The organism is Plantactinospora endophytica (genome assembly GCF_016862915.1).
Lineage (GTDB): Bacteria > Actinomycetota > Actinomycetes > Mycobacteriales > Micromonosporaceae > Plantactinospora > Plantactinospora endophytica.
This window is the reverse complement of sequence record NZ_BONW01000044.1, coordinates 160869-181249: the sequence shown is the minus strand read 5'-3', so window position 1 is coordinate 181249 and position 20381 is coordinate 160869. Positions and strand designations below refer to the sequence as shown.

19 protein-coding genes and 1 pseudogene are annotated in these 20381 nt (G+C 72.2%); 11 read left to right on the top strand and 9 right to left on the bottom strand.

Going from position 1 to position 20381, the window contains the following annotated elements; genetic code table 11:
- The first annotated feature begins 43 nt into the window (after nt 1-43).
- The 7 genes from urtA (at nt 44) to Pen02_RS37005 (ending at nt 7678) form a co-directional block, all read left to right on the top strand.
- Entirely contained in the window at nt 44-1267 is a 1224-nt protein-coding gene (urtA, locus tag Pen02_RS37035) for an urea ABC transporter substrate-binding protein (protein WP_203870846.1), read from the top strand.
- Nucleotides 1268-1321: 54 nt separating this feature from the next.
- Complete coding sequence (gene urtB / locus Pen02_RS37030; protein WP_203870845.1) at nt 1322-2203, top strand: urea ABC transporter permease subunit UrtB; 882 nt, start codon at nt 1322-1324, stop codon at nt 2201-2203.
- Nucleotides 2200-3486 carry an urea ABC transporter permease subunit UrtC gene (gene urtC, locus Pen02_RS37025; RefSeq protein WP_239141899.1) on the top strand — a complete coding sequence of 429 codons (1287 nt, stop codon included), beginning with the start codon at nt 2200-2202 and terminating at the stop codon, nt 3484-3486. The genes urtB and urtC overlap by 4 nt, the downstream gene beginning before the upstream one ends.
- Nucleotides 3483-4250 carry an urea ABC transporter ATP-binding protein UrtD gene (urtD, locus tag Pen02_RS37020; protein ID WP_203870844.1) on the top strand — a complete coding sequence of 256 codons (768 nt, stop codon included), beginning with the start codon at nt 3483-3485 and terminating at the stop codon, nt 4248-4250. The genes urtC and urtD overlap by 4 nt, the downstream gene beginning before the upstream one ends.
- The gene (gene urtE / locus Pen02_RS37015; RefSeq protein WP_203870843.1) at nt 4250-4945 is read left to right on the top strand and encodes an urea ABC transporter ATP-binding subunit UrtE; all 696 of its coding nucleotides are present in this window, start codon (nt 4250-4252) and stop codon (nt 4943-4945) included. Before urtD ends, urtE begins: the two co-directional genes overlap by 1 nt.
- Nucleotides 4946-5276: 331 nt before the next feature.
- Nucleotides 5277-5462, top strand: a complete 186-nt coding sequence (locus Pen02_RS37010) for a hypothetical protein (RefSeq protein ID WP_203870842.1) — start codon at nt 5277-5279, stop codon at nt 5460-5462.
- A gap of 158 nt (nt 5463-5620) precedes the next feature.
- The gene (locus Pen02_RS37005; protein ID WP_203870841.1) at nt 5621-7678 is read left to right on the top strand and encodes a WD40 repeat domain-containing protein; all 2058 of its coding nucleotides are present in this window, start codon (nt 5621-5623) and stop codon (nt 7676-7678) included.
- Between the two features lie 245 nt (nt 7679-7923).
- Here the strand turns inward: Pen02_RS37005 and Pen02_RS37000 are convergent.
- Nucleotides 7924-8427 (bottom strand): annotated as a pseudogene (locus Pen02_RS37000) (PaaI family thioesterase); the annotation flags it as partial.
- 55 nt (nt 8428-8482) lie between these two features.
- Between Pen02_RS37000 and Pen02_RS36995 the strand changes: the two are divergent.
- Nucleotides 8483-8959 carry a winged helix-turn-helix transcriptional regulator gene (locus Pen02_RS36995; RefSeq protein ID WP_203870839.1) on the top strand — a complete coding sequence of 159 codons (477 nt, stop codon included), beginning with the start codon at nt 8483-8485 and terminating at the stop codon, nt 8957-8959.
- 189 nt (nt 8960-9148) lie between these two features.
- On the opposite strand, the gene Pen02_RS36990 is transcribed toward Pen02_RS36995, so the two are convergent.
- Nucleotides 9149-9997: a GDSL-type esterase/lipase family protein gene (locus Pen02_RS36990; protein ID WP_203870838.1), complete on the bottom strand. Its 849-nt coding sequence runs from the start codon at nt 9995-9997 to the stop codon at nt 9149-9151.
- Between the two features lie 213 nt (nt 9998-10210).
- Here Pen02_RS36990 and Pen02_RS36985 point away from each other — a divergent pair, with 213 nt between their 5' ends.
- A complete protein-coding gene (locus Pen02_RS36985; RefSeq protein ID WP_203870837.1) occupies nt 10211-11251 on the top strand; it encodes a S1 family peptidase in 1041 nt (346 codons plus the stop codon).
- An 81-nt stretch (nt 11252-11332) separates the two neighbouring features.
- Here the strand turns inward: Pen02_RS36985 and Pen02_RS36980 are convergent, their stop codons facing one another.
- The 7 genes from Pen02_RS36980 to Pen02_RS36950 all read right to left on the bottom strand — a co-directional run bounded on the left by Pen02_RS36980 (nt 11333) and on the right by Pen02_RS36950 (nt 17552).
- The gene (locus Pen02_RS36980) at nt 11333-12073 is read right to left on the bottom strand and encodes a DUF998 domain-containing protein (RefSeq protein WP_203870836.1); all 741 of its coding nucleotides are present in this window, start codon (nt 12071-12073) and stop codon (nt 11333-11335) included.
- 200 nt (nt 12074-12273) lie between these two features.
- Entirely contained in the window at nt 12274-13164 is an 891-nt protein-coding gene (locus Pen02_RS36975; protein WP_203870835.1) for an urease accessory protein UreD, read from the bottom strand.
- Nucleotides 13164-14057: an urease accessory protein UreG gene (gene ureG / locus Pen02_RS36970; RefSeq protein WP_443678492.1), complete on the bottom strand. Its 894-nt coding sequence runs from the start codon at nt 14055-14057 to the stop codon at nt 13164-13166. Before ureG ends, Pen02_RS36975 begins: the two co-directional genes overlap by 1 nt.
- 4 nt (nt 14058-14061) lie before the next feature.
- On the bottom strand, nt 14062-15156 hold the full coding sequence (locus tag Pen02_RS42275; protein ID WP_239141897.1) for an urease accessory protein UreF: 1095 nt from the start codon (nt 15154-15156) through the stop codon (nt 14062-14064).
- A 4-nt stretch (nt 15157-15160) separates the two neighbouring features.
- Complete coding sequence (locus Pen02_RS36960; RefSeq protein ID WP_203870834.1) at nt 15161-16870, bottom strand: urease subunit alpha; 1710 nt, start codon at nt 16868-16870, stop codon at nt 15161-15163.
- Nucleotides 16867-17253, bottom strand: coding sequence for an urease subunit beta (locus tag Pen02_RS36955; RefSeq protein WP_239141895.1), 387 nt, complete (start codon nt 17251-17253; stop codon nt 16867-16869). Before Pen02_RS36955 ends, Pen02_RS36960 begins: the two co-directional genes overlap by 4 nt.
- Entirely contained in the window at nt 17250-17552 is a 303-nt protein-coding gene (locus Pen02_RS36950) for an urease subunit gamma (protein ID WP_203870833.1), read from the bottom strand. The genes Pen02_RS36955 and Pen02_RS36950 overlap by 4 nt, the downstream gene beginning before the upstream one ends.
- Before the next feature lie 211 nt (nt 17553-17763).
- Between Pen02_RS36950 and Pen02_RS36945 the strand changes: the two genes are divergently transcribed.
- Both Pen02_RS36945 and Pen02_RS36940 read left to right on the top strand, forming a co-directional pair.
- On the top strand, nt 17764-18732 hold the full coding sequence (locus Pen02_RS36945) for an ABC transporter ATP-binding protein (RefSeq protein WP_203870832.1): 969 nt from the start codon (nt 17764-17766) through the stop codon (nt 18730-18732).
- Nucleotides 18732-20360 (top strand): ABC transporter permease, encoded by a 1629-nt coding sequence (locus Pen02_RS36940; protein WP_203870831.1) that lies wholly within the window; start codon nt 18732-18734, stop codon nt 20358-20360. The genes Pen02_RS36945 and Pen02_RS36940 overlap by 1 nt, the downstream gene beginning before the upstream one ends.
- The last annotated feature ends 21 nt before the right edge of the window (nt 20361-20381 follow it).

The following is a 20381-nucleotide window of genomic DNA, read 5'->3' as shown; positions in this document are numbered from 1 at the left end:
TCGGGGCACCACGCAGCAGCCCTCGGCGAAAGGGGTAAGGCGGATGCCACGAGGCGTACGGAAACCGCTGGTCATGGCGGTCGCGGCGGCGTTGCTGCTGTCCGCGACCGGATGTGCCGAAGATCCGACAGCGGCGTCGGGAGCTGGCAGTGGAAGCACCATCAAGGTCGGCATCCTGCACTCGTTGAGCGGCACCATGGCGATCAGCGAGGTGACCGTACGGGACGCCGAACTACTCGCCATCGAGGAGATCAACGCGGCCGGCGGGGTGCTCGGCAAGAAGATCGAGCCGGTCGTCGAGGACGGCGCCTCGGACTGGCCCACCTTCGCCGAGAAGGCGCAGAAGCTCATCTCGCAGGACAAGGTCGCCACCGTCTTCGGCGGCTGGACCTCGGCCAGCCGCAAGGCGATGCTGCCGGTCTTCGAGCGCAACAAGGCGCTGCTCTGGTATCCGGTCCAGTACGAGGGGCTGGAGAGTTCGCCGTACATCTTCTACACCGGGGCGACCACCAACCAGCAGATCGTGCCGGGGCTGGACTACCTCAAGGAGCAGGGCAAGAAGAGCATCTTCCTGGTCGGCAGCGACTACGTCTTCCCGCGTACCGCAAACAAGATCATCAAGGCGTACGCGGCGGCGAACGGGATGACCGTGCTCGGCGAGGAGTACACCCCGCTCGGGCACACCGAGTACAGCACCGTGGTGAACAAGCTCCAGCAGGCCAAGCCGGACGCGGTCTTCAACACCCTCAACGGGGACAGCAACGTCGCCTTCTTCAAGCAGTTGCGCAGCAGCGGCATCACCGCCGCCGCGATGCCGACCGTCTCGGTCAGCGTCGCCGAGGAGGAGGTCGTCGGCATCGGCCCGGAGAACGTGGCCGGGCACCTGGTCGCCTGGAACTACTACCAGACCACCAGCGGGGCGAGGAACGACACCTTCGTCAAGGCGTTCAAGGGCAAGTACGGCGCAGCCAAGGTCACCTCCGACCCGATGGAGGCCGGCTACAACGCCGTCTACCTCTGGGCCGAGTCGGTGAAGAAGGCCGGCAGCGTGGAGGTGGAGGCGGTGAAGAAGGCGTCCGCCGGCATCTCGCTGGAGACCCCGGAGGGGACCGTCACCATCGACGGCGAGAACCAGCACGTCTTCAAGACCGCCCGGATCGGGCTGGTCCAGCCGGACGGCCAGATCAAGGAGGTCTGGAACTCCGGCAAGCCGATCAAACCGGACCCCTACCTGAAGGGCTACCCGTGGGCCACCGGCCTGTCCTGAGTACCGCACGGATCCCCGACTGACGGCTGCGAACCGGGACGGAGGCGCCGGCCCATGGCGACACTCAACCAACTGGTGATCGGGGCGAGCATCGGAGCGGTGCTGCTCCTGATCGCCCTCGGTCTGACCTTCACGTTCGGTCAGATGGGCGTGATCAACATGGCCCACGGCGAGTTCATCATGGCCGGCGCCTACACCGCGTACCTGCTGCAACCGCTGGTCGGTACGCAGTCGGTGCTGGTCGCCCTGCCGGTGGCGTTCGCCGTCGCCGGGGTGCTGGGGCTGATCCTCGAACGGCTGGCGATCCGGCACTTCTACGGCCGGCCGCTGGACACCCTGCTGCTCACCTGGGGGATCAGCCTCATCCTGCAACAGGTCGCCCGGGACATCTTCGGTGCGCCGAACGTGCAGGTACGCGCCCCGGGCTGGCTCACCGGCGGCCTCGACCTCGGTGGCGTACGGCTGCCGTACAACCGGGTCTTCATCATGGTGCTCGCGGTCGGCTGCGTGGTGGCGATCTGGCTCTACCTGACCCGGATGCGGCACGGCCGCCGGATGCGGGCGGTGATGCAGAACCGGCAGCTCGCCGCGGTCAGCGGGGTGGCCACCGAACGGGTCGACCAGCTCACCTTCTTCATCGGCTCCGGCCTGGCCGGGGTGGCCGGGGTCGCGCTGACCCTGATCGGCCCGGTCGGGCCCACCCTCGGCACCAACTACATCGTGGACGCGTTCCTGGTGGTCGTCGCGGGCGGCCTCGGGCAGCTCCGGGGCGCGGTCATCGCCGCCTTCGCCCTCGGCATCCTGAACAGCTTCGTCGAATTCTGGGTTGACAACGGGGCCAGCTTCGCCAAGGTGGTGGTGTTCGCCGTGATCATCGCATTCCTCCAGCTCCGCCCGCAGGGGATGTTCGTCGTGCGTACCCGGGCACTGTCGTGACCGGGGCGGTCGCGACCGTGCCGGACCGGACGGCCGGTCCCGGTCCGGCGCCGCTGTCCCGATCCCGGCGGCTGGCCGGTCCGGCGCTCTTCGTCGCGGTCGGCCTGCTGCTGGTGGCGGTCGCTCCGGCGGTGCTGTCGCCGTTCCGGCTGGACCTGCTCGGCAAGTACCTCTGCTACGCCATCGTGGCGGTCGGGATCGGCCTGGCCTGGGGTCGGGGCGGCATGCTCACCCTCGGCCAGGGCGTCTTCTTCGGCCTCGGCGGCTACGCCATGGGCATGCACCTGAAGCTGCGGGAGGCCGGCCCCGGCGGGCTGCCGGACTTCATGGTCTGGAGCGGGGTGGAGAGCCTGCCGGCGCTCTGGCGGCCGTTCGCCAACCCGGTCTTCGCGCTCGCCATGGTGGTGCTGCTGCCGGTCACCGTCGCGGTGCTGCTCGGCCTGCTGGTCTTCCGGCAGCGGGTCCGGGGCGCCTACTTCGCGGTGCTCTCCCAGGCGCTGGCCGCCGCCTTCGTGATCCTGCTGGTCGGCCAGCAGGGGCTGACCGGCGGCACGAACGGGCTGACCAACTTCCAGATGTTCTACGGCCTGGACCTCTACCAGCCGGGCGACAAGCGGTTCCTCTACCTGGTGGTGGTGGCGGTGCTCGGAACGATGTTCCTGCTCGCCTGGCAGTTGAGTCGTAGCCGCTTCGGGCAGTTGCTGGTGGCCGTCCGGGACGGCGAGGACCGGGTGCGGTTCCTCGGCTACGAGCCGGCCGTGGTGAAGACCATCGCGTTCGCCGTCTCGGCCGGGATGGCCGGGATCGCCGGTGCGCTCTTCGTGCCGATGGTCGGCCTGCTCAGCCCGGCCAACCTGGGCATCGTCGCCTCGCTCGAACTGCTGATCGGGGTGGCGATCGGCGGCCGGTTCTCGCTGGCCGGCGCGGTCGGCGGAGCGCTGCTGGTCAACTACGCCAAGACCATCTTCAGCGAGGAGTCGGCGGACAACTGGATCTACCTCCAGGGCGCCATGTTCGTCATCGTGATGATCTGGGCGCCGCGCGGCCTGGCCGGACTCGCCGCCGACGCCCGGGCCGCCGTCCGGCACCGGCGCCGCCCGCCGTCCCGGTCCGTCGCGGCCCCGATCCCATCGGGTACGCCGTCAGCCAACGGATCCGCCCCGCCGGGTTCGGCCGACCCCGTCGATCCCGCGCGTCCGGTGGACGATGCGCGGCCCGCCGACCAGATCGAGCCGACCGGGGTGCCGGCGGTGGCCGCCCAGCGGGGAGAGGAGCCGGCATGACCGAGCTGTTGCAGGTACGTGGCCTGAACGTGGTCTTCTCCGGCTTCCGGGCCGTCACCGACCTCGACTTCACCGTCAGCGCCGGTGAACTACGCTTCCTGATCGGGCCGAACGGGGCCGGCAAGACCACCCTGATCGACGTGATCACCGGTCTGACCAGGCCCACCTCCGGCTCCGTACGCTTCGCCGGCGAGGAACTGCTGGGGCGCCGCGAGCACCAGATCGTCCGGCTCGGCATCGGCCGTACCTTCCAGACGTCGGTGGTCTTCGAGCAGCTCACCGTGCTGGAGAACCTCGATCTCGCGGCGACCTTCCGACGCCCGCTCGGTACGCTGCTGCGCCGTCGGCGGGGCATCGCCGACCAGGTGGCCGAGGCGATGGAGATCACCGGGCTGGCCGAGTTGGCGGAGCGCCCGGCCGGGGTGCTCTCGCACGGCCAGCGGCAGTGGCTGGAGATCGGCATGCTGCTCGCCCAGCGGCCCAGCCTGCTGCTGCTGGACGAGCCGGTGGCCGGGATGAGCCGGGACGAGCGGGCCCGGACCGGTGAACTGCTCCGGCTGGTCGCCAAGGAGCACACGGTGATCGTGGTGGAACACGACATGGACTTCCTGCGCCGGTTCGCCAGTACGGTCACCGTGCTGCACGAGGGTCGGCTGCTCTGCGAGGGGACGGTGGCCCAGGTGCAGGCCGATCCCCGGGTGCAGGAGGTGTATCTCGGCCGTACCCGCAAGGAAAGTGCCGAGCTGGTCAAGGAGGCGTCGTGATGCTGACGGTGCAGGGCCTGGACGTGGCGTACGGGCGGGCGCAGGTGCTCTTCGGGGTGGACCTGGTCGCGCCGGGCGGCTCGCTGGTCTGCGTGATGGGCCGCAACGGGGTGGGCAAGACGACCCTGCTCAAGGCGATCATGGGCGTACTGCCGGTCCGGGCCGGTCGGGTCTCCTTCGCAGGTGAGGACATCACCGGGCTGAAGACGCACGAGCGGGTACGCCGGGGTCTCGGGTACGTGCCGCCCGGCCACGAGACCTTCCCGCAGCTCACCGTCGCGGAGAACCTCCAGGTGGCGGCGGAGGCGGCCGGTCAGGTCAGCCAGGGGGCGGTGGACGAGGCCCTCGACCTCTTCCCGGCGCTGCCGGCGCTGCTGAAGCGGCGGGCCGGCTTCCTCTCCGGCGGCCAACAGCAGCAGCTCGCCATCGCCCGCGCGCTGGTCAGTCGTCCGAAGATGCTGCTGCTGGACGAGCCGACCGAGGGGATCCAGCCGTCGATCATCCTGGAGATCGAGGAGGCGGTACAGCGACTGCACAGCGAACTCGGGCTGGCCATCCTGCTCGTCGAGCAGTACCTGGACCTGGCGCTGCGGCTCGCCGACCGGTTCGTGATCCTGGACGCCGGGGAGGTGGTCCGGGCCGGTGACCGGAGCGACCTGCGCGACCCGTCCGTTCATTCGCTGCTCTCCGTCTAGGCATCGGCATCTCCGTCTAGGCATCGCCATCTCCGTCTAGGTGTCGGCATCTCTGTCTAGGCGTCGGAATCTGCCGCTCGGCGTCGGGCTCCTCCCGCTCGGCGTCGGGGTCTCCGCTTGGATTTTGGATCTCCGGTTGGGCATCGGCGTTTTCGGGTGGGCATCGGGATTCCCGACCGGGTGGGCGTCGGGATTTCCGGCCGGGAGCCGACAGATCTTCCGCCTGGTTGTGTCGGTCGTGCCTCTCGTGTCGGGCATGCCACCCGTGTCGGGCATGCCGCTCCTTGCGAGGGGCCGAGCCGGGCACAGCAGCCGGACTAAGATGCGGTGATTGATCGCCGATGCGGCGTTCTTGCCTGATCATTTCCTTTTCGTTCCGGTCGATCCGCCATTCGATTCCGGCAACAGATCTGGCTTCGACCACGTTTCCACAAGGGATCGTCCGATCGTGTTTCTGCGTTCGCCCGCCGTCGGCCCGGCGGAAGGTCTGCATTCCGGGACGGCGAACCGCCGATGACCGGCGGAGCGAGCCGGCGTACGCCGGAATGGTCCGTCCGCCGTGCCCCTGTCGAACCGGCCTGGACCGGCCGGCCGCTCTGGACTCGGGGCGTCGCGGGCCGGCAACCGCGGCCGCTGCCGGCGCGACCCGGGCCGTACCAGCCGGTGCCGGCCTGGGTGACCGCGCTGGACGGCTTCGTCGACGACCGCACCGGCCGGCCGCGCGCGCTGGTCACCAGCTATGCCGGGGCCCGGGTGGTGCTCGATCTGCTGGACGGCGGACTGGTCGGCGCCGTGGACGAACGGGCCCACGCGAGGGCCTCCGCGACCACCCGGATCGACGGCGAGCAGTTGATCGTCTCGGGTGCCGGTGCCGGGTACCTCCAGGTCAGTGACCTCGACAGTGGACGGTCCCGCTGGCGGCAGTGGTGTGGCGACGTGCGCTCCCTGGCGACCGTAACGCTGGCCGGCCGCCCGATCGCGGTACTGACCGGCGGATCGCCGCACGTGGAAATCTGGTCGCTCGGCGCCGACCGGGGGACCCGGCTACACACCCTCCGGACCGGTGGCGAGCGGATCAGCGTACTGGCCGCGACCGAGGTGGGGGAGGCGGTCGTACTGGCGGTCGGCACCAGCGCCGGTCGGGTGTCGCTGTGGCGGCTCGACCTGGTACCGGGCACCGGCGACGACCTCCGGGTCGAGTCGCTCGGCGAGCACGGCTTCGAGGTCTCGGGGCTGGTCACCGTGCTGGGGTTCGCCGACTGGCAGGGCCGGCGGATCCTGCTCGGCGCCGCCGGTCGGGTGGCCCAGTCCTGGGACGTACGCGACGGCCGGCCGCTCGGTCCGCCGTTCACCGGGCACACCGGCCAGGTCAACTCCGTACTCGCCGGCCGGCTCGGCGACCGTGCGGTGCTGTGGAGCGGTGACGACGCGACCGTACGGGCCTGGCTACCGGAGAGCGGCCGGCAACTGGGCGAGGCGTTCCGCTATCCGTACGAGGCGGCGCCGACCCGGACGATCGCGGTGGAGATCTCTGGACGGCCGATGCTGGTCACCGGGGACGGCGCGGGCCTGGTGTGGGTCTGGGACCCGGAGCAGCCGTACCCGTTCCGGCCCGACCCGCCCGCCGCCGAACCACCCTCCGCCAATCCGCCCCCTGCTGGCCTGCCCGCCGCCGACCCGGGCTCTGCCGACCTGCGTTCTGCCGAGCTGCGCTCTGCCGATCCGGGCTCTGCTGAGCTGCGCTCTGACGACCTGCCCGAGGGGCGGGATCTCGGAGATCTTGCCGGTTACCGCCTTGCTGTGGCAGGGGTCGCCGGCCGTTCCGTACTGCTCGCGGAGTTGCCCGGTGAGCAGGTTCGCGGGTTCGATCCCGTCACCGGTGAGGAGGTCGGGTTGCCGCTCGACGGGATTCCCGCCGGGGCAACGCTGGTGCCGGGGGAGCACCCGGTGCTGGCCGGGCCCGGCCCGGATCGCCTGGAACTGTGGGACCCCCAAACCGGTGCGCGGATCGCAACGGTGCCGGCCGGAGACGCCGGTCCGGCCGGCACGGTGCGATCTGGCGCGGGAGCGGTGGGCCCAGCCGCCTCGGGCCTGGTGTACGGCCGTCGGGTGCTGCTGCTGGCCGCCGGAGCCGCGCTGTTCCTGCTGGACGTGGCGAGTGGTCGGCTGGACGGCCCGGTGACTGCGCACTCCGGCCGGATCCGGGCGGTGGCGATCGGCGAGCTGGCCGGGATACCCGTCGGGCTGACCGCCGCCGACGACGACACCGTACGACTCTGGGAGCTGGACGCCTGGGGGTCGCCGGGCCGTACGGTGCTGGACGGGCACGGCGGTGTCGCGTACGCCGTGGCGACCGCCACCGTCGACGGGCGCGGCCTGGTCTTCGCCGCCGGTCGGAACGGGCAGGTCCGCTGCGTCGACCTCACCGACCTGGTCCGGTCTGCGCGGCCCGCCGCACCGGCGATCGACGAGGTGGCACCCGAGCCCGCCGTCGTGCTGACAGCCACCCGGCCGGTACGTTCGCTCGCCGTCGTCCCGGCCGACCCGGTCAACTGGCTGGTGGCGGTCGACGGCAGTGTGCTCCGGTGGCACCCGCTCGACGGTGTGGGGATACCGGGCCAGGTGGTCGAGCTGACCGCCCCGGTGACCGCCCTCGTGGCGCTGCCCGAGTTGCTGGTGGTGGCGACCGGGGACGGGCTGCTCGGCTACCGGCCCCCGCCCGCCCGCCTCTGACAGCTCCGCCTGCGGCCACCGCTGGGCAGCAGACCGACCGTGCCAGCCGTCCGGCGAGTCGCCGACCGACCGTGCCGGGCACCGAGCCGTCGGCACTGTCCGACCAGTGCGACGCCGAGCCGCCCGTGTTAGCCGACCGGCGAGGCGCCGAGCCGACCGTCGGACGAGACGCCGGGTACGCGGTCGGAGGAGGTGTCGAGACGGCCGTTGGAGGTGGTGCCGGACGGCTCGGCAGCGGGCCCGGTCGGGGTTTCGAAGATCAGGCAGGACGAGGTGGCGTGCGCGACCAGGCGGCCGGTCCCGTCGGTCAGCCGTGCCTCCGCGAGGGCGGTCCGGCGGCCCCGCTGGATGACCGTGCCCTCGCAACGCAGCGTTCCGCTCCGCACGGTCACCGGACGGAGGAACTTCACGTTGAGATCCATCGTGGTGTAGCCCACCCCGGCGGGCAGCGTGGTGTGCACGGCGCAGGCGGCGGCGGTGTCCAGCAGGATCGACAGCACACCGCCGTGCACCGTGCCGAGCGGGTTGTAGTGGAACTCCCGCGCGGTCATCTCGACCGAGACCCGGCCCTCCTCGGCGGTCATCCGGTCCATCCCGATCAGTTCCATCACCGGCGGTCCGGCCAGCTCGCCGGCGATCATGGCGTGCAGCAGTTCGAGCCCGGTGCGCTGGCCGAGCTGGGCGGCGCTGGCCGCCGGGTCGGCCCAGGAGAAGGTACGGTGGCGCCGGCCAGGCTGAGTCTGCGTCATGGACGGAGCTTCCCAGGGGTTGCTGAGTCTGTCAACGAGACTTAGCCTTTGCCACATGGTGGCACCCGAGGCGCTTGACTGGTCGGTCGAGAACTGCACCATCGGGCGCGCCATGACGATCCTCGGCGAGCGCTGGACCATCGTCGTGCTGCGCGAGGTGTTCAGCGGGATCCGGCGCTTCGACGACATGCGCCAGCGCACCGGGATTCCCCGTCAGGTGCTCACCGACCGGCTGGCGATGCTGGTCGACGAGGGCGTACTGCGCCGCGAGCCGTACCGGGAGCCGGGTGCCCGGCTGCGGCAGGAGTACCGGCTCACGGAGAAGGGACTCGACCTGTGGCCGGTGCTGGTGGCGGTGCTGGAGTGGGGCGACCGCTATCTCGCCGACCCGGGCGGCCCGCCGTTGCGGACCGTGCACCGGGACTGTGCCGCCGAGGTGCGGGTCGTGCTGCGCTGTGCGGACGGCCATGACGTGGCCTCGCCCCGGGACGTGCTGCCCCGCCCCGGCCCCGGCGCGCGGCGTCGGAACTGAGCGACCCGGGCGGCGTCCGGGATCCCGTGCAACGGCGTGGCACCGGTGCGAGCGTGGCATCGCTGCGCCGAGCCGGGGAGCGGGACGGACCGGAAGCGGCGCGGCTGGGCGACCAGCGGCTTGGCGGCGTCGGTCGTGCCGCGCGGGCGGCGCCGCCGGAACGGTCTCCGGCGGCCCGCCCGACCACTGCTACCAGCCGAAACCGGCGGCGTACGAGATCTGGGCCAGTGCCTGCTGCCCGGAGGCGTTGGGGTGGAAGTAGTCCCAGCCGGACAACTGCCCGAGCGCGAACGGGTAGTTGAACACCGCGTTGCCGTCGAAGAGGCAGTTCGACCCGTACGCGGCGCAGGCCTGGGCGAGCTGGGTGTTGTAGTCGACCACCCGTTGCCGTACCCGGTTGCGCCGGTCCACGTCGGCCTGCGCGTTGGAGGTCGGGTTGGCCAGCATCGCCTGGCAGATGCCAAAGAGCGACCAGGCCGAACGGGCGGCGAAACTGCTCCGGCCGACCGACCAGAGTCGCTGGATGTCGGGGACGCTGATCACGAACACCCGGGCGTTCGGCAGCCCGGACTTCAGCCGACCCAGTGCCGCGTCGATGTTGCTCCGGAACGTCGTCACCGGGGTCATGCCCGACTCGGAGCTGGCGCAGGCGTCGTTCGCGCCGATCAGCATCGTCACGTAGCCGACGCCCTGCGAGACGGCGGCGTCGGCCTGGCCGGCCATGTCCGCGGACTCGGCGCCGGACTCGCCGTCGTTGTGGTTGCGACCGTTGATCGCCGGGTTCACCGCTCGGATGCGCAGGTAGTGGCTGTTCACGCCGGTGTCGTCGCCGGTGCTGAACGAGCGGGACGGGCAGTCGACGTACCAGCCGCAGGCGTTGAAACCCCGGGTGATCGAGTCACCCAGGCTGGCCATCGAGGCGGGCGGCGGGCCGGGGTCGGCGCTCGCCGGGCTGGCGACGAGTCCGACCGAGGTGACGAGGACGACGGCGGTGAGGAGTGTGGAGAGCAGGGTGGTGGTGCGGCGGGGAGCGGACATGGGCGGCCTCCGGATCGCGGTTGCCTGAGCCGGCTGAGGTGGGCAGATCATATAGAGCGACCTGAGTCTCCACAACGGAAGTGACCATAAGGCGAACGCCCCGTTGCAGGCGATATGTTAGGTCTCTTGTTCATGATCTTAGATGTCTGAATACTCGTATGAGATCTGCCAACTCGGCGCAGACACCTCCAAACCCCCCTTGGGAGGCTCCACATGCGACCCACAAGGTCCTCGATCCGCAGTGCCGCCATCGCGGCGGCGGCCGGATCCCTTGTCGCCGGCATGCTGTTCGGCGTACCCGCGCAGGCCGCACCGGTCGCGTCGCCGGAGGGCGCGACGGCGCTCTCCGAGCGGCTGGGCGCCCGGTCCGCCGGCACGTACCTCGGCGCCGACGGCAAGATGGTCGTCACCGTGACCGACGAGGCGGCGGCCCGCGAGGTCCGGGCCTCCGGCGCGACCGCCAAGGTCGTCGCCCGTGGCTCGGCGGAGCTGGCCCAGGTGACCGCCGAGTTGGACCGTTACGCCAGGATCCCCGGCACCGCGTGGTACGTCGACCCGGTGACGAACCAGGTCGCGGTCGACGTGGACAGCACGGTCACCGGCGCCAAGCTCGCGAAGATCAAGTCTGTCACCGCCCGGTTCGGCGGCGCCGTACGGATCCAGGCGATCCCCGGCACCCTGAGCACCACCATCTCCGGCGGCCAGGCGATCTACACCAGCGGCAGCCGGTGCTCGCTGGGCTTCAACGTCCGTAGCGGCAGCACCTACTACTTCCTCACCGCCGGCCACTGCACCAACGCCGGGGCGAACTGGTCGGGCAGCTCCGGCGGTTCGGTGATCGGCACCCGGGCCGGCAGCAGCTTCCCCGGCAACGACTACGGCATCGTGCGCTACAGCAGCACCGCGCAGCAGCCGGGCGACGTCTGGCTGTACAGCGGCACCCGGGACATCACCGGTGCGGCCAACCCGACCGTCAACCAGTCGGTGCAGCGCAGCGGCAGCACCACCGGGCTGCGCAGCGGCCGGGTCACCGCGCTCAACGCCACCGTCACCTACCAGGGCAGCGGCACCGTCTCCGGCCTGATCCGGACCACCGTCTGCGCCCAGCCGGGCGACAGCGGCGGCCCGCTCTTCGCCGGCAACACCGCGCTCGGCCTGACCTCCGGCGGCAGCGGCAACTGCACCTCCGGCGGCACCACGTACTTCCAGCCCGTCGTCGAGGCGCTCAACGCGTACGGCGTGAGCGTCTACTGAGCTGATCCCAGCCGGTGATCGATCGGCGTGATCGGGAACCCCGGTGGGTGGCTGGCGAGCGGCCGGCACCCACCGCCCCGGTCACGCCGATCGGTGTGCCGGGTGCCGCCGGGTGCGGCGGAACAGGGTCAGCACCACCACCAGCGGCCAGAGTGCCTCCGTACCGGCGGTGAGCCGTTCGGCCAGCCCTGCCAGGGCACCGTCGGGCAGTTGCAGCGCCAGCCACAGCCCGAGGGCGAGCATCACCAGCGAGACGGTGCCGCCGACCACCGGACGCAGTACCCAGGGTCGGTCCCGGTCCCGGTCCCGGTTTCGGTCGCGCTTTCGGTCCCGGTCCCGGTTTCGGGAGTCGGCGTCGGTGGCCCGATCGGTGCTGGACGGGCCGGTGGCCGCCACCGCTTCGGGATGCCGGTCCGGGTGACGGCGCCGGGGCAGCGGCAGGGCGGCCACCGCCGGCCAGGTGGCCAGGGCCACGAAGGCGACCACGGCGGCGATCCCGTGTGCCGGTGGCGTCTCGGCGTCGGTCTTCGGCACCGCCGCCACCAGCACGGTCGCCACCCCGCCGATGCCGTAGACCACCCGGGCGGCGGTACGGACCGGGCGCAAGCCGATCGCGGTGACCAGGTGGGCCACGCCGAGCCCGGCCAGACAGCCGATCAGGATCTGCCGGTCCATCATCCCGTACGAGGAGAGCGAGCTGACAGTGTCGCCCCACGGGTCGTACCCGGGCGGCTGCCGGACCGCCGCAGTGGTCCATCCGATGACCAGCAGCACCGGGAGCGCCGCCGCCGAGAAGACCGCCCACCAGGGCACCGGAGGCATGTCGTCACCCTACGTGACCAGGCGGTCAGTCGGGACGAGCTCCGAGACCTGGTCGAGCAGGCCGACCTCGACGGACGTGGTTCGGCGGCCCGGGTCCGGGCGCCAGGCTCTGGCGGGGACGGAACGTGGCGAGCGTGTGAGCCGGGCGACCTCATGAGTGTGGCGGGCGGTCGGGCCCTGGGCATCAGTCCTAGGGGAGATTACATCGACAGTTGTCCAAGGAGATCTGATCGTCGAGGAGAGTCGATCGTCCGGGTGACCGCATGGTCGAGCCGGGTCCGCACCGTCCGGGCATCCGCGCCGACCGCGCTGACCAGCACGGCCGGCCCGCCCGCCAGCGGCAGCACCGCCACCGCCACCGGGACCGCGCCGTCCGGGCCGGCCGAATCAGCCGCGCCCGACGGTTGGACGGGGACTGGTGCGCCCGGACCGGACGGTGCCGCCGAGTCGTAGGGGGCCGGCCCCGGCGGCGCAGACCCGGCCCAGGCCGGATCCACCACCAGCACCGAACCCGCAGCCCGGGCGCCGCCGAGGATCGCCGGGCCGGACCAGCCGGCGGCGCCGGGTCCGACCGCGAGATCGCTGCGGAGCAGGGTACGACCGCCGTACCGCGCCGTCATCTCCAGTCGTACGTCGCCGACCGGCTCGGCGTACCGGCCACAGACCAACTCCTCGCGCCAGCACAGCGCGGCACCCTCGGCCAGCTCCACGACGCAGACCGTCCGGTGCGTACAGCCGGCCGCCCCGATCAGCGGCTCGGGCAGCCAGCGCAGCCGCCCACCGGACGCGACCCGGGCCAGCACCGTTAGCCGGGACTCGGCACCGTCGCGCCCCGGCAGGGCCAGCGCGGCGGCGACACTCCGTACGCAGAGCCGGGCACCCGGCCCGACCTCGATCTCGATCCGCAGCCGGTCGCCGCCGAGCGGGCCGGCCGCCCCGCCGACCAGGTGCAGTTCGACCTCGCGCTCCGGGTCGGGTGGCCCGACCGGTCCGGTCCGGCGCGGCAGCAGCGGCGGTTCCCCGCGCAGCACGGTGAGTCGGGTTCCCCGGACCGGGTCGGCCTCGGCGACGATCCGGGCCAGCGCCCGCATCAGCCCCGGTGCCCCGCGCGCCCGTCGGCCCGCCCGGCCGGTGCCGCCAGCAGGCCCCGTACCCAGTCGGCGACCGCCGTCGCGGCCGGGTCCTCGACCAGCGAGAGGAAGACCGTGGGCAGTGCGCCGCGCCGGGCCGCCGCGTCCCGGGCCATCACCGACAGGTCCGCGCCGACCAGCGGAGCCAGGTCGGTCTTGTTCACCACCAGCAGGTCGGCAGCGGTGACGCCCGGCCCGCCCTTGCGGGGCACCTTGTCGCCACCGGCCACGTCGACCACGAAGATCTGCCGGTGTACCAGTCCCCGGCTGAAGGTGGCGGTGAGGTTGTCCCCGCCGCTCTCCACCAGGATCAGGTCCAGCGGCCCGAGCAGGAGTTCCAACTCCTCCACCGCGTCCAGGTTGGCGGAGATGTCGTCCCGGATAGCGGTGTGCGGGCAGCAGCCGGTCTCCACCGCCCGGATCCGTTCGGCCGGCAGCACCCCGTTGCGGAGCAGGAAGTCGGCGTCCTCGGTGGTGTAGATGTCGTTGGTGACCACGGCCAGCCGCAGTTCGGCGGCGAGCGTCCGGCACAGCGCGGCGACCAGCGCGGTCTTGCCCGAGCCGACCGGGCCGCCGATGCCGATCCGCACCGGCCCGGCACCGCCCGGCCGCTCCACCGGCTGATGGGGATCGACCGCCGGGTCCGGGTGCCGGTGCGGGACCTCGCCCTCGGCGTGTTCGTGCGACACCTCGCCCTCGGCGTGTTCGTGCGACACCTCGCCCTCGGCGTGTTGGAGCTGCGCGTCCCGCTCGGCGTGCTGGTGCGGCACTTCGCCCCCGGCGTGCTCGTGCGGCGCGGTGGCGCCGGCGTGTCGGTGTGTGCCGGTCCCGTGCTCGGGTCGGTCGAGTGGCAATCGGTCAGGACGCAAAGAGACGCACCTCCCAGCTCGCGTGAACCTCGGCGCCGATCTCCAGCAGCGGAGTGGAGTCGGCGGGCAGCAGGTCGACGGGATCGTCCACCCCGGCCACCGCCAGCGCGGCCAGCCGGTCGCACTCGCCGGCCAACTCGGCCAGGAGTGCGTGCACGGCGTACGGGTCCAGCCCGAGTAGCCGTACGGCGGCACTGGCCGGACCGCTGACCGTTCCGTACGCCCCGACGACCGCAGCCTCGGCCGGGGCGAGCCCGGCGGCGGCGGCCACCACGCCGAGGGCCACCGGATGGTGCGGATTGCGGATCGCCACGTCGACCGGCCACATCGCCCGGCCGGCCCGGAGCAGCGCACGCCCCTGGGCCCGGGACGCCCGGCGCAGCGCCGGTGACGGGGTACGGGCGTCCATCCCCTGGTCGAGCGCCTCGATCCGAGCCCCCGCGTCGGCCGTCCTCCCGGGCGTCCGCTCGGTGGCACTTCCCGGCACCCCGGCCACGTGCCGGTCGGTGGCACTTCCCGACGACAGGTGCACGTGCCGGTCGGTGGCACCTCCCGACGCCAGGCTCACGTGCCGGTCGGTGGCACTTCCCGACGACAGGTCCGCGTGCCGATCGGGGGCACTGCCGGACGACGGGTCCGCGTGCCGATCGGTGCTTTTGGAGGGCGCGTCCGCTGGCTGGTTGGGCGCGTTTCCGGGCGGTCCGTCGGTCGGCCAGGCGGCGGCGCAGGCAGCTGCGGCGAAGGCTGCGGTGACCCGCCCGGTGCTGGCGAGCCGGCCGCGCAGGAAGGCGGTCAGCCCGGCCAGGTCGCGGACCCGGCCGCTGGTCACCGCCGCTTCCAACCCACCGGAGTGTGCGTGACCGCCGGCCGGCAGCCGGCCGTCGGCGAGTACCAGCAGGGTGGCGAGCCCCGCGACGGCGGCCGGCGGGCCGTTCACGCGGGACGGGCCGGCATCGCGGGACGGGTCGACTTTGCGAGGCGGGTCGGCCACGCGGGGCCGGTCGGCGACGCGGGTCGGGCCGGTCGTGCGGCGCGGGTCGGCGGTGGGGAACAGGTCGGCCATGCGGGCGGAAGGGGAGGTCATGTGGTCAGAAGAGGAAGTAGCGCTGGGCCATCGGCAGTTCGGTCACCGGCTCCGGCTCGACGACCTCGCCGTCGATCCGGACCGTGAAGGTGTCCGGAGCGACCTCGATCCGGGGGAGCGCGTCGTTCAACGGCAGGTCGGCCTTGCCCCGGGAGCGGGTGTCGGCCACCGGGGCCAGCAGGCGGCGGATCCCGATCCGGTCGCCGAGCAGCGCGTCGATGGCGGCCGGGGCGACGAAGGCGAGGCTGGTCGCGGCCGGTACCGCGCCGTAGGCGCCGAACATCGGCCGGGGCAGCATCGGCTGCGGGGTCGGGATCGAGGCGTTGGCGTCACCCATCTGGCTCAGCGCGATCATGCCGCCCTTGAGCACCAGGTGCGGGCGTACCCCGAAGAAGGCCGGATCCCAGAGCACCAGGTCGGCGAGCTTGCCCGGCTCGACCGAGCCGACCTCGGCGTCGATGCCGTGCGCGACGGCCGGACAGATCGTGTACTTGGCGACGTACCGGCGGGCCCGCGCGTTGTCGGCGGCGCCGTCACCGGGCAGCGCGCCACGCCGGGCCTTCATCACGTGTGCGGTCTGCCAGGTGCGGATGACCACCTCGCCGACCCGCCCCATCGCCTGTGAGTCCGAGCCGATCATCGAGATCGCGCCCAGGTCGTGCAGTACGTCCTCGGCGGCCATGGTGCTCGGCCTGATCCGGCTCTCCGCGAACGCCAGGTCCTCCGGCACCGTCGGGTTGAGGTGGTGGCAGACCATCAGCATGTCGAGGTGCTCGTCGAGGGTGTTCCGGGTGTACGGCCGGGTCGGGTTGGTCGACGACGGCAGCACGTTCGGCTCGGCGGCGACCCGGATGATGTCCGGTGCGTGCCCGCCGCCCGCCCCCTCGGTGTGGTACGCGTGGATCGACCGTCCGCCGATCGCCCGCAGGGTGTCCTCGACGAAGCCGGCCTCGTTGAGCGTGTCGGTGTGGATCGCGACCTGCACTCCGGAGGCGTCGGCGACCCGCAGACAGGCGTCGATCGCGGCCGGGGTGGTGCCCCAGTCCTCGTGCAGCTTGAAGCCGCCGGCCCCGCCGCGCAGTTGTTCCCACATCGACTCTTCGCTGACCGTGTTGCCCTTGCCCAGCAGCAGTACGTTCACCGGCCAAGGGTCGAGCGCCTCCAGCATCCGCCCGAGATACCACGGGTTCGGGGTGACAGTGGTCGCCTTGGTCCCCTCGGCCGGGCCGGTACCGCCGCCGATGATCGTGGTGATCCCGCTGGCCAGCGCGGTTTCCAGGATCTGCGGGCAGATCAGGTGTACGTGGCTGTCGATCGCACCGGCGGTGAGGATCTTGCCGTTGCCGGAGATGATCTCGGTGCCCGGCCCGATCACCAGGTCGGGGTGGACCCCGTCCATGGTGTCCGGGTTGCCGGCCTTGCCGAGCGCGACGATCCGGCCGTCCCGGATGCCCACGTCGGCCTTGACCACGCCCCAGTGGTCCAGCACCAGCGCGCCGGTGATCACCGTGTCGGGGGCGCCGTCGGCGCGGGTGACCAGGGACTGGCCCATCGACTCGCGGATCACCTTGCCGCCGCCGAAGACCGCCTCGTCGCCGTACCCGCAGTGGTCCTGTTCGACCTCGATCAGCAGGTTGGTGTCGGCGAGCCGGATCCGGTCGCCGACGGTGGGGCCGTAGAGGGCGGCGTACCGTCGCCGGTCCAGGGTGCTCACGCCACCTCCCCGGCGGCCTCCGGCGCGGCGGGCTCGGGGTCGGGATCGGGCGGGTCGGTCCGGTCCAGCGGGCCGGCGCATTCGCCGCGTAGCCCGGGGACGATCCGGGCGCCACCGAGCGGAATCAGGTCGATGTCCCGGCCGATGCCCGGCTCGAACCGCACCGACGTGCCGGCCGGTACGCCGAGCCGGTGTCCCCAGGCCGCCGCCCGGTCGAACTCCAACGCCGGGTTCGCCTCGGCGAAGTGGTAGTGCGAGCCGACCTGGACCGGCCGGTCGCCGGTGTTGACCACGGCCAGGGTACGGACGGGCCGGCCGGGGTTGATCGTCACGTCGCCCGTTCCGGGCAGCAGTTCGCCGGGGATCATGCCCGCCCCCGTCACGGAATCGGCTCGTGTACGGTCACCAGCTTCGTACCGTCCGGGAAGGTCGCCTCCACCTGCACCTCCGCGATCATCTCCGGCACACCGTCGAGTACGTCCTCGCGGCCGAGCACGTTCCGCCCGGTCTCCATCAGCTCGGAGACGGTACGCCCGTCCCGGGCGCTCTCCAGCAGGAACGCCGTGATCACGGCGACCGCCTCCGGATGGTTGAGCCGCAGCCCGCGCTCACGTCGGCGCCACGCGAGATCGGCCGCGACATGGACCATCAGCCGTTCTTGCTCGTGACGGGTGAGAAACATCAACACCTCCGCAGCGGGCGAGGACTCGACGGATCGTGTCAGTCAGAGATTTCGATGAGGTTACGGCCACCGCGTGCCGGGACCGACCCGCCGTACCGACTCCGGGCAGCCCTCCCGGTCGACGCGCCGCTCCCGGCCGGCCGGGTTCTTGACGAAATCCTGACGCTTCTGAGTTTTCACAAATTTGTGAAACGAGCGTAGCGTCGGATCCATGACTACTGCTATCTCGGTCTCCGGCGTGGTCAAGTCCTTCGGCCGGAGCCGCGCGCTGGACGGGCTGGACCTCTCCGTCGACGTAGGCGAGGTGCACGGCTTCCTCGGCCCGAACGGCGCCGGGAAGTCGACCACCATCCGGGTGCTGCTGGGACTGCTCCGGGCCGACGCCGGGCAGGTCAGCCTGCTCGGCGGGCACCCGTGGCGGGACGCGGTGGCGCTGCACCGGCGGCTGGCGTACGTGCCCGGTGACGTGAACCTCTGGCCCAATTTGACCGGCGGCGAGGCGATCGACCTGTTCGGGGCGCTGCGCGGCGGGCTGGACCGGCGTCGCCGCGACGAGCTGCTGGAGCGCTTCGAACTCGACCCGACCAAGAAGGCCCGGACGTACTCGAAGGGGAACCGGCAGAAGGTCGCCGTGGTCGCGGCGTTCGCCTCCGACGTCGAGCTCTACATCCTCGACGAGCCGACCTCCGGGCTCGACCCGCTGATGGAGGCGGTCTTCCAGGAGTGCGTACGCGAGGTGAAGCGGCAGGGCCGGACCGTACTGCTCTCCAGCCACATCTTCTCCGAGGTGGAGGCGCTCTGCGACCGGGTGAGCATCATCCGGCAGGGCCGGACCGTCGAGGCCGGCACCCTGGCCGAGCTGCGACACCTGACCCGTACCGCCATCTCGGTCGAGACGGCCCGGTCGATCGACGGGCTGGTCGAGCTGCCCGGCGTGCACGACGCCCGGGTGGACGGCACGCACGCCCGGTTCGACGTCGACTCGGCCGAGCTGGACGCGGTGCTCCAGCACCTGCACCGGTTCGAGCTGCGCGCACTGACCAGTACACCGCCGTCCCTGGAGGAACTGTTCATGCGGCACTACGGCAACGACGCAGGCACCGGTACCGGCGACGACGGCAGCGGCAGCGGTGACGGCGACGGTGGTCGGGGTGCCGACTCCAGAATGGCCGGTGTGTGATGGGCGGCAACCTCACCGGTACCGTCCGGCTGACCCGGCTCGCGCTGCGCCGTGACCGGATCCAACTGCCACTGTGGATCCTCGGCACGACCGTGCTGTCCTCGACCAGCTACACCGCCGTACGGGAGCAGTTCCCGACCGAGGCCGACCGGGTCACCGCGTTGCGTACGGCGGTCGACGCCCCGGCGATCCTGATGCTGCGCAACGCCCCGACCGGGACCAGCGACGGCGACATGATGGCCTTCCAGATCCTCGCCTTCCTCGCGGTGCTGGCCGGGTTCATGAGCACCCTGGCCGTGGTCCGGCACACCCGGCAGAACGAGGAGACCGGCCGGTCCGAGCTGATCGGCTCGATGGTGGTCGGCCGGCACGCCAGCCTGACCGCGGCGATGATCGTCACCGCCGGGGCCAACCTGGTGCTGGCCGCGCTGCTCGCGCTCGCCCTGATCGGCAACGGCCTGCCGGCCGCCGGATCGGTCGCGTTCGGGCTGGGCGTCGGCGCCGCCGGCCTGACCTTCGCGGCGATCGCGGCGGTCGCCGCGCAGGTGAGCCAGGGCGCGCGGGCGGCGAACGGGATAGCCGCCGCCGCGATCGGGGCCGCCTATCTGGTACGCGGACTCGGCGACGCCTTCGGCGAGGTGCAACCGGACGGGTACACCATGACCAGTGCCTGGCCCTCCTGGCTCTCCCCGATCGGCTGGACCACGCTGGTCCAACCGTTCGCCGGAAACCGCTGGGCGGTGCTGGTACTGCCGGCGGTGTTCTTCGCCGCCCTGCTCGGCACGGCCTTCGCGCTGGCCGACCGCCGGGACATCGGGATGGGCATGCTCGCCGCCCGGCCCGGCCCGGCCAGGGCCGCCGCCGGACTGCTCAGCCCGCTCGGCCTGGCCTGGCGGCTGCAACGCGGCACGCTGTTCGGCTGGGCCGTCGCGATCGGCCTGTTCGGGGTGACCATCGGCTCCCTGGCCGGCACGGTCGAGGACGCGTTCGCCGGCAACGAGGGAGCGGCCCGGACCATCCGGGAACTGGGCGGCGGCGGGGCACTGAGCGACGCGTTCTTCACCGCGATGCTGGCGATGGTCGGTGCGATGGCCGCCGGGTACGTGGTGCAGGCGATGCTGCGGCTCCGGTCCGAGGAGGCCGGCGGGCGGGTGGAACCGGTGCTGGCCACCGCCACCGGCCGGCTGCGCTGGCTCGGTGGTCATCTGGTCGTCGCGGCGTTCGGCGCGGTCGCCCTGCTGCTGCTCGCCGGCGTCTCGGCGGGCCTGGTCGCCGGGCTGGGCAACGGCGACCTCGGCGACCGGCTCGTCGATCTCGGCGCCGCCGCGCTGGTGCAGGCCGCGCCGGCACTGATCATGATCGGGTACGTCGTGCTGCTCTTCGGCCTGGCACCCCGGCTGACCGTCGCGCTGGCCTGGCTCGGCTATGCCGTCAGCCTGGTCTTCGGCCAGCTCGGCGAGCTGCTGAACCTGCCGCAGGCGGTGCGGGACGTCTCCCCGTTCAGCCACGTGCCAGCGCTGCCCTCCGCCGATGTCACCGCGACCCCGCTGGTGCTGCTCGGCGTGGTGGCGGTGGCGCTCGGTGCCGCCGGGCTGATCCTGTTCCGGCGGCGTGACCTGGCACTCTGACCCGCAGCACAGTCCGGCCGC

What these genes read in the sequence shown, in the direction of transcription:
- Pen02_RS36945 (WP_203870832.1), top strand. Translation starts at nt 17,764, where the DNA reads ATGACTACTGCTATCTCGGTCTCCGGCGTGGTCAAGTCCTTCGGCCGG.
- Pen02_RS36980 (WP_203870836.1), bottom strand. Translation starts at nt 12,073, where the DNA reads ATGCCTCCGGTGCCCTGGTGGGCGGTCTTCTCGGCGGCGGCGCTCCCG.
- Pen02_RS36940 (WP_203870831.1), top strand. Translation starts at nt 18,732, where the DNA reads ATGGGCGGCAACCTCACCGGTACCGTCCGGCTGACCCGGCTCGCGCTG.
- urtE (WP_203870843.1), top strand. Translation starts at nt 4,250, where the DNA reads ATGCTGACGGTGCAGGGCCTGGACGTGGCGTACGGGCGGGCGCAGGTG.
- urtA (WP_203870846.1), top strand. Translation starts at nt 44, where the DNA reads ATGCCACGAGGCGTACGGAAACCGCTGGTCATGGCGGTCGCGGCGGCG.
- Pen02_RS36990 (WP_203870838.1), bottom strand. Translation starts at nt 9,997, where the DNA reads ATGTCCGCTCCCCGCCGCACCACCACCCTGCTCTCCACACTCCTCACC.
- Pen02_RS36975 (WP_203870835.1), bottom strand. Translation starts at nt 13,164, where the DNA reads ATGCGGGCGCTGGCCCGGATCGTCGCCGAGGCCGACCCGGTCCGGGGA.
- Pen02_RS42275 (WP_239141897.1), bottom strand. Translation starts at nt 15,156, where the DNA reads ATGACCTCCCCTTCCGCCCGCATGGCCGACCTGTTCCCCACCGCCGAC.
- urtD (WP_203870844.1), top strand. Translation starts at nt 3,483, where the DNA reads ATGACCGAGCTGTTGCAGGTACGTGGCCTGAACGTGGTCTTCTCCGGC.
- urtB (WP_203870845.1), top strand. Translation starts at nt 1,322, where the DNA reads ATGGCGACACTCAACCAACTGGTGATCGGGGCGAGCATCGGAGCGGTG.
- Pen02_RS36995 (WP_203870839.1), top strand. Translation starts at nt 8,483, where the DNA reads ATGGTGGCACCCGAGGCGCTTGACTGGTCGGTCGAGAACTGCACCATC.
- Pen02_RS36985 (WP_203870837.1), top strand. Translation starts at nt 10,211, where the DNA reads ATGCGACCCACAAGGTCCTCGATCCGCAGTGCCGCCATCGCGGCGGCG.
- Pen02_RS36950 (WP_203870833.1), bottom strand. Translation starts at nt 17,552, where the DNA reads ATGTTTCTCACCCGTCACGAGCAAGAACGGCTGATGGTCCATGTCGCG.